General features: G+C 49.6%; 12 protein-coding genes. 7 read left to right on the forward strand and 5 right to left on the reverse strand.

The features are described 5' to 3' along the window. Positions 1 to 17: 17 nt before the first annotated feature. A complete protein-coding gene (locus tag ACN0YR_RS10310) occupies positions 18 to 3,827 on the reverse strand; it encodes a mechanosensitive ion channel domain-containing protein (protein WP_417849131.1) in 3,810 nt (1,269 codons plus the stop codon). Positions 3,828 to 3,964: 137 nt separating this feature from the next. Further along, positions 3,965 to 4,174 (reverse strand): hypothetical protein, encoded by a 210-nt coding sequence (locus ACN0YR_RS10315; RefSeq protein WP_417849132.1) that lies wholly within the window; start codon positions 4,172 to 4,174, stop codon positions 3,965 to 3,967. 173 nt (positions 4,175 to 4,347) lie between these two features. Here ACN0YR_RS10315 and ACN0YR_RS10320 point away from each other — a divergent pair, with 173 nt between their 5' ends. Next, on the forward strand, positions 4,348 to 5,778 hold the full coding sequence (locus tag ACN0YR_RS10320) for a sigma 54-interacting transcriptional regulator (RefSeq protein ID WP_417849133.1): 1,431 nt from the start codon (positions 4,348 to 4,350) through the stop codon (positions 5,776 to 5,778). Positions 5,779 to 5,971: 193 nt separating this feature from the next. Here ACN0YR_RS10320 and folK read toward each other — a convergent pair whose 3' ends face one another. Continuing rightward, positions 5,972 to 6,688, reverse strand: coding sequence for a 2-amino-4-hydroxy-6-hydroxymethyldihydropteridine diphosphokinase (gene folK / locus ACN0YR_RS10325; RefSeq protein ID WP_417849134.1), 717 nt, complete (start codon positions 6,686 to 6,688; stop codon positions 5,972 to 5,974). Between the two features lie 323 nt (positions 6,689 to 7,011). Here folK and ACN0YR_RS10330 point away from each other — a divergent pair, with 323 nt between their 5' ends. Beyond that, complete coding sequence (locus ACN0YR_RS10330) at positions 7,012 to 9,480, forward strand: DUF1553 domain-containing protein (protein ID WP_417849135.1); 2,469 nt, start codon at positions 7,012 to 7,014, stop codon at positions 9,478 to 9,480. Positions 9,481 to 9,673: 193 nt separating this feature from the next. On the opposite strand, the gene ACN0YR_RS10335 is transcribed toward ACN0YR_RS10330, so the two are convergent. After that, positions 9,674 to 11,527, reverse strand: a complete 1,854-nt coding sequence (locus ACN0YR_RS10335) for a sulfatase-like hydrolase/transferase (RefSeq protein WP_417849136.1) — start codon at positions 11,525 to 11,527, stop codon at positions 9,674 to 9,676. Positions 11,528 to 11,633: 106 nt separating this feature from the next. Beyond that, a complete protein-coding gene (locus ACN0YR_RS10340; RefSeq protein WP_417849137.1) occupies positions 11,634 to 12,449 on the reverse strand; it encodes a hypothetical protein in 816 nt (271 codons plus the stop codon). A gap of 410 nt (positions 12,450 to 12,859) precedes the next feature. On the opposite strand from ACN0YR_RS10340, the gene ACN0YR_RS10345 reads away from it, so the two are divergent. From ACN0YR_RS10345 to ACN0YR_RS10365, 5 genes are all read left to right on the forward strand, one after another. Then, positions 12,860 to 13,105 carry a hypothetical protein gene (locus ACN0YR_RS10345; protein WP_417849138.1) on the forward strand — a complete coding sequence of 82 codons (246 nt, stop codon included), beginning with the start codon at positions 12,860 to 12,862 and terminating at the stop codon, positions 13,103 to 13,105. 76 nt (positions 13,106 to 13,181) lie between these two features. After that, positions 13,182 to 14,117, forward strand: coding sequence for a sugar phosphate isomerase/epimerase family protein (locus ACN0YR_RS10350; protein ID WP_417849139.1), 936 nt, complete (start codon positions 13,182 to 13,184; stop codon positions 14,115 to 14,117). 58 nt (positions 14,118 to 14,175) lie between these two features. Next, entirely contained in the window at positions 14,176 to 14,949 is a 774-nt protein-coding gene (locus tag ACN0YR_RS10355) for a biotin--[acetyl-CoA-carboxylase] ligase (protein WP_417849140.1), read from the forward strand. 260 nt (positions 14,950 to 15,209) lie between these two features. Further along, on the forward strand, positions 15,210 to 15,551 hold the full coding sequence (locus ACN0YR_RS10360; protein ID WP_417849141.1) for a translation initiation factor: 342 nt from the start codon (positions 15,210 to 15,212) through the stop codon (positions 15,549 to 15,551). A 2-nt stretch (positions 15,552 to 15,553) separates the two neighbouring features. After that, entirely contained in the window at positions 15,554 to 16,189 is a 636-nt protein-coding gene (locus tag ACN0YR_RS10365) for a 5-formyltetrahydrofolate cyclo-ligase (RefSeq protein ID WP_417849142.1), read from the forward strand. The last annotated feature ends 267 nt before the right edge of the window (positions 16,190 to 16,456 follow it).

Here is a 16,456-nt window from a genome sequence, read left to right on the forward strand (position 1 = left end):
GCGCGACACGTCTGTTATTACGCAGCTTTCGATTCATTCGCCTCTGCACTTCGTCGCTCCAGTGCTGGAAGCTTCAGTGCATCTGAGTTCACACTGCGAATGTGCAAATCCATCTGAGGGAAAGCAATTTCGATTCCAGCTTTCCTGAACTCTCGATCAATCGTCAGATGCAAATCGGTGATGACTTTCAGCCTGTTATCGAGGTTCGGCAGGTAGACTCTGAGGTTGAACGACAAGGTGCTGTTGCCAAAGCCTTCAAACGAAGCAATCGGAGCCGGATCATTAAGGACGACAGGGTTTTCCTGCGCAACCCGATTCAGAATTTCCAGTGCCAAATCAGTCTCAGCTCCGTAGGCAACGCCAACGTTGATCACAACGCGGTTCGTTTTATCAGAGAGAGTCCAGTTCAGCAGCCTGCCCGTCACGAATTCTTTGTTTGGAACGATGTATTCTTTGCGGTCCCAGTCGATAATTGTTGTCGCTCGAATTTGAATTTTTGAAACGCTACCGGTGACATTATCGATCGTCACAACGTCGCCGATTCGAATGGGCCGTTCGAACAGAATGATCAATCCGGAAACAAAGTTGGCAAAGATTTCCTGGAGTCCAAAGCCAAGACCCACCGTTAAAGCGGCCACCAGCCATTGTACACTGGACCAGCCAATTCCTATCGTCTTACAAGCAACAATCATCCCGATTAAAACACATGCATACCGACAGAGTGTGGTAATCGCGTTTCGTTCTCCGTGATCGAGCGGCAACCGCTGGAGAAGCGAGAGTTCCAGTAATCCGGGTAAGTTTTTACCACCAAACAGTGAGACGGTAACGATTCCCGCAGCGAACAGCAGGTTCCCGAACGTAATCCATTTCTGCTTGGTGACAGTCCGCAGCGTTTCTTCTCCGTCGATCGTATGTGACTCAACGACGGTGACTGCAGTACTCCAGAGTTCGATACGATTGAACACATGCAGCGCGGGCATGACCTGTGACCAGATCATCCAACTCCCGCTGAGCATCACCACGCATGCGGTAACCCGAAGCAGTCGAACCATTTGCTGGTTCAATGTTGAAAGATCGACTTGCGGTTTATCAACCGGCGGAACTGGACTCCCTCCGTTCTCACCAGATGTCTCCGAGTGCAACTCCATCGCAGCTGCGCGACGCGCTCGAGCTTGCTCCATCGCGATTTGACGTCGCGCGGCGAGAAGCCACTGAGTGATGATCGTGTAGGCGATGACAATGGATATCGAAAGCCAGAACGTAAATTGAAGTCGTACAAGAAGTTGCTCAGCCGTGTACTGATATCCAACCCCAGCCATAATTCCCAATGCACAAGGCGAGAGAATACTGAGGGGATACCAGAACTTTCGTGTGCGGTACATCAGTCCGTCGGGGTTCCCTTTCAGAAGGTGCCCCAGAATTTGCCCCGTCGGTTTCAGCATCTTGATCGAAGCCATCATCAACACGCCACAGAATGCTATGAAGGAAATTCGGCCCAATGAGTCTGCCCAGAAACCTTCGTTATAAACGCTGGAAACGGTACTCAGAAACATTAGCGGCAAACTGACTGCGATCAGGAAGAGTAGATGTGAATGGACTGCGGAGATTGATCCTGGTGACCATTTCAAAAAAGTTTCCGCGATTCCTTTCTTGCGACAAATCTGACGCAAAACCTCCATCGTCCAGAATGCGATGGCAGTGACTTGCAGTGCGATTCCAGACGCAAATGTAAAATCATTCGTTGAGACCGACGTCAATCTCCAACCGATCAGCCAAATCAACACAGGCCAGACGGAAGAGATCATCAAAGTCAGCCCCAATGCAGAAAGGGTTGCCGTGACGTTCGAAGTCAATTGACTCTTGGTCTTCTTTCCGAGCGCGGCAATCAAGACTCGAATACGCTGTAGAAAAACCAATACGGAAATTGCAGCGAACAATGCAGTGAGATAGAGATATTTGTGCAGCAGGATGTCCTGCTTGAGAACATTGTAGGAAACAATAAAGTTCTCCGCCGAGAAGATGTCTCGCGTCCCTGCGAGAGTTCTTGTGAGAGTCGAAGAATTGACAATGCCTGCACTGGGAATCCAGAGGATTCGCTCGTCGATGAAACTTTGGTACTCCGTGATTTCCTTTGTCAGGAATTGACTCTTCACATCGATTTCCCCCTGAGTCATCAGCAACGTGCCGGTGTCGTTCAGCAGGGCGTCGAGATAAGTCTGCCGATCATTGAGAAGATCACGCGCAGTTTCGCGGATTTCATCGTCCGAAATCGTACGTTGAGTTCCGACCTCGGCGAGGATTGCCTCGATTTGAGTTTCAAAGTCACCAAGATGGTCACGCTCATCCTGAAGTGGCATTCGCTCTAGCTGCAGCCGAGTGATTTCTTTTTGAGCAGTCCTTTGATGGCTGCGAAATTTTGCTGGTGAAGGAAGCCGATGTCGCTGATTACGCAACAACATTCCTGCTCCGGTTGATAATGCTCCGAGATTTTCCTTAGCTCGAAGATCCTCAAAATTCTTGGAGATTTCATCACTCTTCTCCTCGATTTCTTTCAGCAGCTTCTCCGCAGTGACGAGTTCTGCCTGAACAGTTTTCCTTTGTTGAGTCAGATCTGTATTTCGTTCAGCCAATTGACGCAAAGCTGGGTGAGTGTTGCGAAGTTTTTCTTTCGCTTCTCGGGCTTGTCTCTCACTTTCTGCTCTTCTCGCTTCTGCGATCGCCACTTTCCAGTTATCCAAACGCTTCTCATGAAAAATCTTTTTTCGCATGAGTTCATCACGCTCGAGTGGAAAGAGTTCAGTCAGCGCCTCATAGCGAGATTGCTCGACTCGAGACTGTTCGAGTTGCTGTTGCAACAAGATCAATAAGGCTTCCTGGTCTGTTTTCCGAGCCAGCGTCAGTGCTGGCGACTCTCCATCAACAGGCGGCGTTTTGATTGCCTTCTGAAGCTCTTCGAGTTGCTGCTTTGTCTTTTCCAGAATGGCTGGCATTTGCGGTTTTCGTTCTGCTCGAACCTTCGCCTTGGCTTCCCAAGTCTCAATTCTCCTGCGAACTTCGTTTGCCAGTTCTTCTTCCGCCAGCCGTTGCTGTTCCAGCTCCGAAAGGCTTGTCTGCTTGGAGATTTCAAGATCAGTTTTCAGAGCCGGGCGTTCCAGAAAGGCTCTCTTTTCTTTAATCAACTCTGGGCCCCGTTCACGTTCCCCTTTTAGCTCTGCAGTTTTCTTAACGGACTCACCGTGGAGCTTCAGCGACTCGAGCGCACGATCATAGATTTGAAAAATCTGAGCTTTGGCTTCGTCTGCCAGTTCCGATTGCAGTTCAACAGCTGAACGTCGACGTGTGACCTCTTCTGCCGTCAGAATTGCTGGTTTTTCTTCGACGTCTGTATTTGGGAGAGGCGCTTCGGCAGTTGCTGCCGGTTTTGGAGCATCCGCAACTTGGGCAGTCTTCTTCTCAGCTGACTGAATCGCAGGGACTGACTTATCAACTTCTTGATAATTCACAGTCTGAACGGTATTGAGTCTGGGCTCGGTTTCGGTCTGAGTGTCGAGTTCAGGCTGAGCTGACAGCATCCCCTCAACATTCTCTCGCTTGCCAGAGAATGTCTCCGTTTTCAACTGCTTCGAATCGAGGGATTGCCAAAGATTTGAGTGAGACGGCCCTGGAGGGAAAACGGAATCCGGTGAGGAGAGATCCACTTCATTATCAGCAGATGCTGGAATCGGAACGAGATCTTGAGCACAGAGGGACTGATGTCGCAGCACAAGAAAAAACGCGAAAAAAGCAACATACAGAAACGTCGGACGCGGTGCGTATAAACAGGACATTCTGGACTCGAAACTGGTTGGAGGAGAACTTGCAGCCCATTCGTATCAGCGAATTGCATCACTTCGATCTAATGTTCCACGATGAAAGCTGACCGCGTTGGTGCATCATTCAGAAACGGAAAGATCGAGAGACAAATTCAATCGAACGGAAGCATCAGCGAATAAAGATGAGTCAATTGGAAGTGCAGAGCTGCGAAAGGATCATCAGAATTGATGAGTGGAAATTCTTTTCTACGACGAGTTTCCAAATTGGTCAATATCGAAAACCGGGCCACCACATCAGCGACATCCGATGGAACAACTTCTTGTGGATCGAGTGATTTCGACGTCTCGGTGTTGGAAGTCATCCACGAATGCGTAGAATCACAATGAAATAACAACACTTTTTTCCGCTACTGCTCTGTCAATCTCTGAATGTCCTGCAGATTGAGGAATCTGGCACACTTGTTGGCGTGCCACTGACTCACCCCCGAATGACATTTTTTGAGAGACGGACCATTACTGATAAACGGTAAACTGAATGTCCAACCGTCCGACGACTCTGCGTGAACTCAAAGAATCAGGATATCAGACCATTTCAGTCAAAACTGAAATGAGACGAAACTTGATTTCAAAACTCCGAAACAGGGAAACATTGTTCCCCGGGATTCTGGGATATGACGAAACCGTCATCCCACAGATTGTGAACGGAATTCTGGCGAAGCATGACCTGCTGTTCCTCGGACTGAGAGGGCAAGGAAAAACTCGTATGCTGCGTATGCTCACGCAGTTCCTGGATGAAGCAATCCCGATCGTCTCCGGTTCAGAAATTCACGATGATCCCTTGAGCCCGATTTCCCGCTTCGCCCGGGATGTTGTCCAGAATCAAGGGGACGAAACTCCGATCGAGTGGATCTCTCGCGAAGAGCGATACCTCGAAAAGCTCGCAACTCCCGATGTGACCATTGCAGACTTAATCGGTGAGGTCGACCTGATCAAGCACGCTGAAGGTCGTCACCTGTCCAATGAAGACGTTATGCACTTCGGACTCATTCCACGTAGCCACCGAGGAATCTTCTGCATGAACGAACTTCCCGACCTCTCTCCTAAAATTCAGGTTGGACTTTTCAACGTTCTAGAAGAGCGAGACGTACAAATCCGAGGCTTTACTGTCCGGTTGCCAGTCGATGTTTGTATGGTCTTCTCTGCGAACCCTGAAGATTACACCAATCGCGGACGCATTGTGACTCCGCTGAAAGACCGCATTGGCTCGGTGATCCGCACTCATTATCCACTCGAGCGAGAACTTGGGATTCAAATTCTAGACGAACAGGCCTGGGCCACCCGAAACGAAGATGGAAACGATGTCATCGTCCCAACGTTCCTGAAAGAAATCGTGGAAGAGATGAGTCGCCTGGCTCGCACAAGCCCACACGTGAATCAGGCATCCGGTGTGAGTGTGCGGATGTCGATCGCAAACCTGGAGTCTTTGATTTCCAATGCTGAGCGGCGTTCACTGGTTCATGGAGAAGATGTCCCGGTTGCCCGTGTAAGTGATCTTTTTTGGATGGCTCCGAGCTCTCGCGGAAAAATTGAACTTGGACTCACCGAAGAGACCGGCGACGAAGACGTGCTGATCCATCGCCTCATTGAGGAAGCGATCAAAAATCTGTTCGACCAATACCTCTCCCCCAAACGATTCTCCAATGTCGTCGAGCATTTCAACTCAGGACATCGCCTCAAACTTGACCCCGAGTCTGGTACGTCTGAGTTCTTAAGCGAGATGGAAAAGATCCGGGGCTTCGAAGACCAACTGACACAAATCGCAGCTGACCTGGCACCAGAGCAGAGCGAAGGCTCAGCGGCTGCCGGGATTCGGGCCGCAATCGCAGAGTTCATCCTCGAAGGCCTTTATGCCCACAACCGCCTGAATCGCCAAATGCGATTCGGACAGTTTGTATACGGGGAATAGCGATCCGCCGAACTGCGAGTGTCACTCACAGCCTCAGAGACTGTTGGAAAATGGAAATAGAACAGTTTGCTCTACCGTATGCCTGTGAAGAACGCATTTCTCTTGTAGGAACACTGATCGCCACGAGGCAGAACCTGCAAACCAATTCGAAAGATGCTCCAGACAACCTCTGTCATGTCTCTCACCGGTCCGTTCAAAATTCTCCCAGCACTTCAGGCTCGTCGGTTGCAGCTACGAGAATCTGCTTCGCGTACTCGACCTGTTTTTCAGTCAGCGGGATTGGAACAACTTGTGGGCCGCCGAGCATCTCGTTGGCTGTGCCGGACGTCGAGAGGTACAGGCTTGTCGCGTGCTTCGATGGTTCGACGATCTGAATGATTTTTGGATCAACGGATTTCGCGAGCTCTGTTCGGAGCGAATTGTCTCCATCCAGTGCGACAACGAGCGGCCGAGCTTGAAGCGAATCTCGCAGCTCAGTCAGCGACTTGCCAAACTGTGGATGAATCCAGTCTCCGGCAATGTCACAAGAAGGGTCGAGGACAAAACGTCGATAGAAGCAGGCTGGGTGGGGAACAGTCAATCGGGGTAGTTTGACTACGTCCTGCCCCAGCAGAATGAAGTCTAAATCGATGGACCGAGGCCCCCAATGCTTCAAACGCTTTCGCCCCAGCTGATTTTCAATTTGTTGAAGCAGGTTCAGTAGCTCAACAGGTTCCAAGTCAACATTCGCTGTCACCGCTGAATTGAGAAATGGTTCGCCAGCTTCGATTCCCACGGGCTGAGTGGAATAGAGTCGACTTTTGGCTGTGACAGCCACTTGAGGATGGGCATCCAAAAGCTCAATCGCTTCGTTCATGATTGAAGCGACGTCTCCCAAATTCCCTCCAAGTGCTATCAAAGCATCCGGCATATAAACTTCCAACGATGACTAAGTGAACTCTCTGAATCTCTCGATCAGGACAATGGTTCAAGAAACAGACCGCCATCTCCTTGCAACAGCTTGCAAACGTAGAGACATTATAAGCCTCAAAATACCGTCCAGACCACAGCTTGATAAGCCGGTGATTCGCTTCGAATTCTACAGGGAGAGACGTCTTGGGGTAGTGCTTCGCTGAGCTTGATGCAATAATTTTGCCTGATGCGTGAGTCGAATGCTTTCTTCAACATGGAGGAGGCATGACAAGGATCACGCAATCTCCCCACCCTCCGACTCCTTTTCGAGGAGCCCCTGCCATGTTACGAATGATTTCAATGAGAATCAGTATTTTTTTGTTGATTGCCAACATCGCTTTGGGAGCGGAGGCAGCTTCGCTTCAGATTGAACCTGCTGAAGTCACGCTCTCTGGAGCATTTGCTCGCGCGCAACTTCTCGTCTCGCCCAAGGTCAATGCTGCGAAAGCGATTTCAGCAGGCGACTTAACACAACAAGCGGAATACACATCGTCGGATGAGAATATCGTGACGGTCTCTTCTGAGGGACAGCTGTTAGCTGTGACGAACGGGACAGCTGAGATCACTATTCAGGTCGGTGAGAAAATTTCAAAGGTTCCGGTAACAGTCATCGGAGTCGAAGAGACTCCAGAAGTCGACTACCTGACAGATGTCCAACCGATCATGAGCCGTGCCGGTTGCAACTCCGGAGCTTGCCATGCAAGCCAATATGGAAAAGGTGGTTTTGTACTGTCAGTCTTCAGTTTCGATCCCCAGAAAGACCGGGAAGCGATCGTTACCGACCGATCGCAGCGGCGAGTCAATTTCATCGATCCCGAAAGAAGCCTGTTCCTAAAAAAACCGACAATGCAAGTCGCACATGGTGGGGGAAAGCGTTTACAGGCCGGTTCTCCAGACTATCAAACATTGCTCAACTGGATTCGTAATCAGGCGCCGGGGCCAGATCAAAAATCGATCAGAGTGACTCAACTCGAAGTCTTCCCGAAAGAGAAAATCATCTCACTTGAACATCTGCAACAATTGCGGGTGGTGGCGACTTATTCAGATGACTCAAAACGGGATGTGACACACTGGGCAAAGTACAGTTCTCTCGACGATGGGGTTGTTTCCGTCTCCGATAATGGACTTGTTACCTCGGCCGGGCTGGGACAAACCTCAATTCTCGTTCGCTTCGAAAACTTCGCGCAGAACGTTTTGTTCATGACACCTTACGGAGATTCTCAACTTGCCGATTGGCAGAACAACAATTTTGTAGACGAGCTCGCCTCAAGTAAATTCGAAAAGCTCGGAACCAGTCCCTCGCCGTTATGTGATGATGCCACATTCGTACGCCGTGCGTTCCTCGATGCGGTCGGCTCGATCCCAACAATCGAAGAAACGCAACAGTTCCTTGACGACACGTCTCCAAACAAGCGCGAACAACTTGTAGACCGCCTGCTTGGCCTCACCGGGAATCCCAGCCTCGATCGCTATAACGACCGCTACGCGGCACTCTGGACTTTGAAATGGTCAGATCTATTGCGAAACTCCAGTCGTGGAGCCGCTGCCGATGAACAACGAATGTGGGCCATGCACAACTGGATCAAGGAGTCGTTTCGGACCAACAAGCCGATCGATCAGTTTGCTCGCGAACTGGTCACCGCCAAAGGTTCGATCTACTCAAGTGGGCCGGCGAGCTATTTCCGTATTAATGCAAACTCCTCTGATCTCGCTGAAGCGACAACGCAAATTTTCCTGGGACTCCGACTCGGTTGTGCGAAATGCCATCACCATCCATTCGAAAAATACAGCCAGGAAGACTACTACTCCTTTGCAGCTTTCTTCTCACGCGTTGGAACAAAGAACAGCGAGGAATTCGGGCTGTTCGGTCGTGAATCCGTCGTCATTGTGAAAAACTCCGGTGAAGTACGGCATCCGAAGACAGGCAAGAACCTTGTCCCGAAGACTCTCGATCATGTCGAGTCAGACCATCCACTCGACCGCAGGATTCCACTTGCAGATTGGCTCACCTCGAAGGACAACAGTCTCTTCGCGCGGTCGATTGCGAATCGTTATGTCTCTTACCTTTTAGGCCGTGGACTCGTTGAACCAGTCGACGACATGCGCGAAACGAACCCGGCAACAAACCCTGAACTCCTCGATCGTCTGGCGCAGCATTTCATCGATTCCGATTTTGACGTAAAGCAATTGATGCGAGCCATCATGACATCACGCCTGTATCAATTGAGTTCGGTCCCGACACCGCAAAATCAAACAGACAGCAAATTTTACAGCCACTACTACGTAAAACGTCTTTCCGCAGAACCGCTTCTGGACGCGATTGATCAAGTCACAAAATCGCAAACGAAATTCAAAAGTCTCCCGCCAGGAACCCGAGCTATCGATCTCCCCGATGGTGAATATCCAGATTACTTTCTGACAGTCTTCGGAAAGCCTCGACGTGTCAGCGTGTGCGAGTGCGAACGCATGCCTGACGAAAACCTTGCACAGGCATTACATACCCTGAACGGAGAAATCCTTGCCAAGAAACTGGCTGACAAAGCGGGGCGTATTGAGGCACTGACGAAAGACAAAGTCGAGTCCGATGCAGCCATCGAACAATTATACCTGGCTGCCTTCTCCCGCTCTCCTAGACCTGAAGAACTTCAGGCATTGAAATCGTTTGAGAAGGAAGCAGAATCACCTCGGCAATTCTACGAAGACGTACTGTGGACGCTCCTGAACTCCAAAGAGTTCTTGTTCAATCATTAATACAGTAAGACGAACCGAGTGTCTGCATCGAACACGACATATGAGTAAAATCGCTGGGCGGCACGAGGCAGAACCGGAATTCCAATTGCGAACGCCTTATCAACGGTGAAACCCCACTGAATTGCGCCCCGTCCGGGCCAGCATAGAGAGCCCCACCTCCTCGCCGGTGGGGTATGGAATCACCCGGACTCTCTCAGTCGTTCTGTTCAAGGGTGAAGACCAGTCGATCTGCGATTCTTCGCGTTACATCATACGGAATCTTCTGAGCGTTGCGGATTTCCGGGAGAGCAGGCTTCGACTTCTTCCCAATGATTTCCAACCCTCGGATCGCGTACATCCCAGCGGGACGGTTTTCGGAACTCAGCTCTTTCGTCAAAACCGGCAAGCCAGCTTTGGTCTCTCCCTGCAAGCAGAGGGCCTCAGCGGCAGCAATTCGAACACCAGCTGAAGGATCTTTGAGCGAGCTGCTGAGAGCATTGAGAACTTGTTGTTTCTTCTCTTTGCTCAGCCGCATCGTTCCCAATCCGGTCGCGGCCCACCAACGGACTGCAGGATGATCATCGTTTAATCCCTGCAATAAACCCGCCTGGTCTCCACGTTCTTTTTCTTCGATTGTCGAGATGAGATTCCAAACCAATCGACTGTTCTTTTTAGGTCCACGTACGGCATACTTTGATCCCGCTTCACGCCCCAATTCTTCCAGAATTGGCTCTGGAATCAGTCCCAGGTCCCCCGAATCGACCATCCATTGATAGAGTGCCAACCGCATGACATTTGCTGTGTCGCGGTATGCACGTTTTTCATCCATGGTTCCCGCGAGGAGGTTATTGGTCTCGAATGGATCTTCCTCAAGGTCGTACAGTTCTTCCGGATGGCGTCTGGGAGCGTAAATTCGTGCTTGAAGTTTAGAGAGTTTCTTCTCGCCATGAAGTCGACGCATCTCCTTCAGGATCTCTTTTCCGTCCTTGTACTGATTGGGTTGCATGTGCGAGATATGAGGTAGAAAATTTCGAATGTATTTGAACTTTTTAGTTCGTACACAGCGAATAATGTCGACCGTCTCATCGCATCGATCGCGAGCGGCAAAGACTTGTCGCCGGGGACGATAGTTTTCGTCAAAGATCGGCTTCCCTTGAACATAGTCAGGGATCTCAATCTCTGCCAGCCGCAATGACGCTGCCGCCACGTCAATGTGGAGGACGAGATCGTCTCGGACAGTCCCCGCTTGCTCTGCTTTTGGAAGTCGAGCAATTAACGGGACATGGATTCCTTCGTCGTACAAAAACTGTTTCCCGCGAGCGTGGCTAATGCCGTGATCCGTCCAGAAAAAGATGGCTGTCGAATCAAGTTTGCCTGCTTTCGTAAGATCCGCAACGATCTTGCCAACTTCATTATCAACCTGAATCCAGGAGTTCAGGTACTTCGCCCAATCTTTTCGAATGACTTCCGTATCTGGATAGTAGGGAGGAAGCTGGACACTGTTCGGGTCCACGGGATGGTCAACCTTGGCTTGCCTGAACTTTCCGCCTCGCAGGTGGATTTGAGCAAAAAACGGTTTCCCGTCAGGAGAGTCCGACCAACTTTTGCTGTCATAAAGTTTTGAATCAGTCGTGAAGTTGTAATCTGTTTTTCCTGTTCCCCCGTTGGCAACAAAGTAGCCAGCCTCTCGGAACAGACTTGGAATTAGCTGAATCTCCTTAGGAAGCGAATACGATTTCGCATAAGGATTCAACTCGGCAGACCACTTGCCCGAAACCCTCTGACTTCGATGTGCATGAGCACCGAGAGTTGTCTGAAACATTCCGGAGACCATCGCCGACCGACTCGGAGAACAGACCGGACAAGTCACGAAGGCATTCGTAAACTTAACCCCCTCGGCTGCAAGACGATCCAGATTAGGGGTCTTGATAGTAGTTTCGCCATAGCACGAAAGATGCGGAGAGGCATCTTCAACGACAATCCAAAGAATGTTGGGTTGCCCAGTGGCGAAGACCTGATTCGAAACGGAACAGACTACGAAAAAAACAAAAACAAATCGTCTCATCATTCTCTTATTCCATCGAATTCAGACCACAAATCATGCCGGACCCTGACATGGATCGACCTGTCAGGTTCCGGCGAATAGTTGCGAGCACGCCTCGAACAGTTGAGTTTTAATCCTTCTTATCAGCTGGCTTTTCTTCAGCTGCTTTTTCTACAGTTTTAGGAGCCTCTGCTGGCTTTTCTTCGGTTTTCGGAGCTTCTTTTTTCTCAGCCTCTTTTTTCTCGGCAGCTGGTTTTTCAGCTTCAGGCTTCTTCTCAGCTTCTTTCTTTGGCTCTGGTTTCTTTTCAGCTGGCTTGGCCTCTTTTTTCGGCTCAGGCTTTTTGGCTTCTTCTTTCTTTGGTTCTTCCTTTGCTTCTTCTTTTGGTGGTTCAACAGGTTTCAGTTCAACGCCTGCAATCACCTTCGCTTCTGGGAGTGCTTTACGGACAGCTGCAATCCCTGCTTCACTTGCTTTGGATTGCCAAAGATAAACGCGTTTCAGGCTCTTCATTGCTTCAAGCTGCTTCAGGCCAGCATCACTCACTTGTGTTGCATAGAGGTTGAGATACACAAGTTTGTCCAGACCAGCGAGATGCTTCACTCCGGCGTCACCAACAGCTGTTTTTTCCAGATGTAATTTCTCCAGTGATTTCAGACCACTTAAGTGAGCCAATCCGGCGTCTGTAATCTTAGTTCCAGCCAAGTTGAGCCAGGCCACGTTCGGCAATTTCGCCACATGCACGAGTGCATCATCAGTCACGTCTTTATCTGCCAGGTGCAGAGTCACATCTAAACGATCGTCGTTCTGGGCGATGCGCATCACGTTGCCTCCGAGTGCCTTGATGGCTGCGACAGCCTCGGGATTAGGGGCATCGTCTTGTGCAACCGCAAAAATCGGGGACAGAGCGACCAAAGCCGTCAGCGCTGTCATTTTGAAACATCGCATTTTGAATTCTCCTTAACGTTTTCAAATCTTTTCAGGTTCGGAGGCAAAAGATCGCTCGCCGACTCCTGTTGTCTATTTCCATGAGGATAAAAACCGGACCAAGTCTCGTAAACAGAACAGGTCTACCACCAGAGAATCAGACTAAGCGTTTTCATTCGGTTTGTCTCGCCTGACCGGAACAATCGTTATGAGTTTCCCAAATCTGTCAGTGTCTTCAATCTTTCCAGGTCACTTCTTTTGCACACACTGGGCAATGCTTTCCTGCGTACCGGGATTCTTGGAAACTGTTCATCTTTGGCAAAGATTCATTGAAGTTCTGACCTCTCGACGACACCATATCGCCGTACCAGCGAGGCACGACGTCTACTTTTGATATGACAACGAAGAGTATAACCCAGCAGGAACCCCGAATGTTTACTCCTGATTTAGTGAGCCTGGAACTCAGACAATGCGACGACCTTCCAGAAAACACCCTGGTCGCACCGCTCCCGGTCATTCGCGAAATTCGCTGCCTGCTTGGGAACATTGGAATTCAACTGATCATCGGAACTGAAGATGCCGTCCTGGCGTCCAAAGACGTCTTTGATGCTTTCAGTGCCTGGGATGCCATGCAGGACGACATTGATGACAGCCAAGACAACTCTCACCTGAATTGATATCTTTTCAGTCAGAACGATTTTGCTGAGACACCCATCAAAGTCTCAGCTGCTCTTCGAACTGACAGGAAAAACCATGCAATTCAATCGTCGAGATTTTTGTCGAACAGCTATCGCCGCCGGATCATCATTGATTCCAGCGGCGTCTTTATGCGCAGCTGATGCACAGCAACCGGCAGACAATAAAAAATTCAAGTTGAATTATATTGTTGCATCCTGCATGTACGGAAAGTTGCCACTTGCTCAAATCGTTCCGGAGGTCCCGAAAAGCCACGCAACACACCTGGAAATCTGGGCCACACCGCACGGAAATCAGCGAGAACAACTTGACGAGATGGGCGAAGAAAAGTTCATCGACCTGCTCAATGAACACCAAGTCAAACTCGGAAGCTTCACTTGCTTCAAGTATGGCATTTTCAAAATGCAGCCCGAGATGAAACTCGTTAAACGTCTCGGCGGGGACATGGTCATCTGTAACACCGGAGGACCAAAGAACCTCGAAGGCAGCGAATTGAAAACAGAAGTCAACAAGTTCGCTGAGAAGATGAAACCACACATTGCAGCCGCTGAAGAAATCGGTGTGACGATTGGAGTCGAGAACCACAGCGGGGGATTGATCGCATCTCCGGACTCAATCCGTATGCTTTTTGATCTCGTCGATTCCCCAAGCATCGGCTTGGCGATGGCACCGTATCACCTTCCGCAGGAACCAGAACTCATCGGCGGGCTTATTGAAGAACTCGGTCCTCGACTGGTTCACTTTCAAGCTTGGGAACATGGCATGGGATGTACGAAAAAACTTCCCAAAGAACAGGAACTCATGCAGCTTCCGCACCGTGGACCGCTTGACTGGAAACCGATTCTCGCATCGCTGAAGAGAATCAATTATCAGGGGCGCACCGAAATCTTCATGCACCCAGTCCCTCGGGGAATTCCAATTCTTCCGAAGCTCGAAGATGTCACAAAAGAGATCAATGCATCGCGTGAATCGCTCGAAAGTCTGATTGCCTAAGAAATTGCACAAGAGCACGCTTGAATTTTGCGGAATTGACCTTTTGAATTTGAATCCGATGATCAATCCTCAAAGATTACAGGCGGAGACCTTTGTCGAGTCCATTGAGTGGCTGAAAGAAGTCTCCTCGACCAATACGCATGCCTTGAAGACGATTGAAAGACACACCGACTTCCCGGTGCTTGTCGGAGCTGATCTTCAAACAGGCGGACGTGGACGCGGCCAGAATCGCTGGTGGGGAGCCGAGGGGAGCCTGACGTTTTCACTCATCCTCAACCCTGCCCAGTTTCACATCCCGCAGGATGCCTGGCCACTCATGTCATTAATTGTCGGTTTAACGATTGGGGATGGATTACGTTCAACCTGTCCCGAAGCAATCATTCAACTGAAGTGGCCTAATGATGTTTATGCGGACCAAAAAAAAATCTGCGGCATTTTGATTGAGTCGATTCCCGCTCGGCCGGAACTGGTCATCATCGGAATTGGGGTCAACGTCAACAACTCATTGGCCGATGCGCCGGGAGATGTCCGCAACCGAGCAACATCTGTAATCGACCTGGTTGGCCAACCGGTTTCTCTGGAACTCCTGCTGATCAACATTCTCAATGCCATGGAAACAGGATTCGAACGTTTTCACGATGAGCAGGAAAAACTTCTCAACCAATGGCGAGAGCAGTGCTTTCTCACCGGGAAACAAATTTGTATCGACAATTCCCAATCGACCGTCTTTGGAATGTGTCAGGGCATTGATGACGATGGAGCTTTACGCATGATCACTGTCAATGGACCGCAACGGTTCCTGGCCGGGACGATCACTCTGATTGAAGAATAGAGATGTTTGCTCTGCGTGTGATCCCGGACAGAACGCGCTTCACCAGAGAAAGTGCTGTTTGCCACGAGGCAAACCCCGATTCCAGATTGAAAATGTGATACTGTTTGAATCCCGAGTCGGACACACTATTTTGATTCACATGTTCGCAGCTTGAACAAATGTGCTCTTCCGGCGCGGTGTGCAATCTTGGCATTTTCATTGCTGGGTACTAAAGTCTCTGGAAATCATCCTTCTCCTCGAGAATTCAAGAAGAGATCTCAATGCGACTCTTTGAAGGCACCGAATTTGACCGCCCGCTTCGCTGTGAAAAATGCGAAGCACTCGAAGAGGAATGCACTTGTCCTCCGGAAAAACCTTCTCTGACTCCTCCGGCAAAACAGATTGCCCGTGTGGGAGTAGAGAAGAGAAAACGTGGCAAGCTGATGACGGTGATCCGTGATTTAGTCGACGAGCAAGATCACCTTTCCGAATTGCTGACGATCCTTAAAAACCACTGCGGCGCAGGAGGATCGCTTAAAGATGGAATCGTAGAAATTCAGGGAGACCAGAGTGAACGAGTCAGAGAGAAACTGAAATCACTCGGGTATCGTGTCAAAGGATGAGAATGCCCGAACCTGAATCAACAGACTCATTGAAGCGAGCGTTCCGTAAACAGTTGCGACAATCGCGACGCGAACAGACTCAGAAAGACCAACTCAGCAGAAAGATTCTGAGTCGAATCTTCAACTTGGAGCAATACGGGCAGGCAGAAACCGTTTTGTATTACGTGCACGCTCGAGATGAAGTCCGCACGCTATCAAGCTTGGAAGCGGACTTGGCAGGGCCGAAACAGATCGTGGTTCCTTACTGTGTTCAAGGAGAGCTGAGACTGGTTCAAATCAAAAACCGAAATGAACTCAGCCCAGGTGCATACGGAATTCTTGAACCCACGAATACCGTTCAGGAACGACCTGACAGATCAATCAAGCCGGAAAAGATTGATTTCGCGTTAATTCCCGGACTGGGATTTGACCCTCAAGGCACAAGAATCGGACATGGCAAAGGATACTACGACAAGCTGATTCCTTATTTGCGAAAAGATTGTTTGCGTTGCGGCATTGCTTACGATTGCCAGATCATCGAGACGCTTCCAATCGACAAGCATGATCAGCCAATGGACATCGTAGTGACACAAACACGGGTCATTCATTGCAGAATAAATGACCAGCAGCCCCGCAAGAGCAACAGTGACAAATTTTAGAGCAGTTTGCTCTACCATTTACCCGTGAAGTACGCAGTTCTCTCATGGAAATGCTGTTCACCACGAGGCAGAACCTGCAAACCAATTCGAAAGATGTTCTAAACACAACTTTTGTGTCAGTTTTTGTGTCAGTTTGAAATGAACAGTGGGCGCACAAAAACACCCCGGTGATCATGAAGACCACCGGGGTGTTTAATGTTTTGAACTGACTCAAAGAGTCAATTCGTATATGCAAGGTTGGTGAACAGTGATTCAACGCTTGAATTA

The sequence above is a fragment of the Thalassoglobus sp. genome, assembly GCF_048270125.1.
Lineage (GTDB): Bacteria > Planctomycetota > Planctomycetia > Planctomycetales > Planctomycetaceae > Thalassoglobus.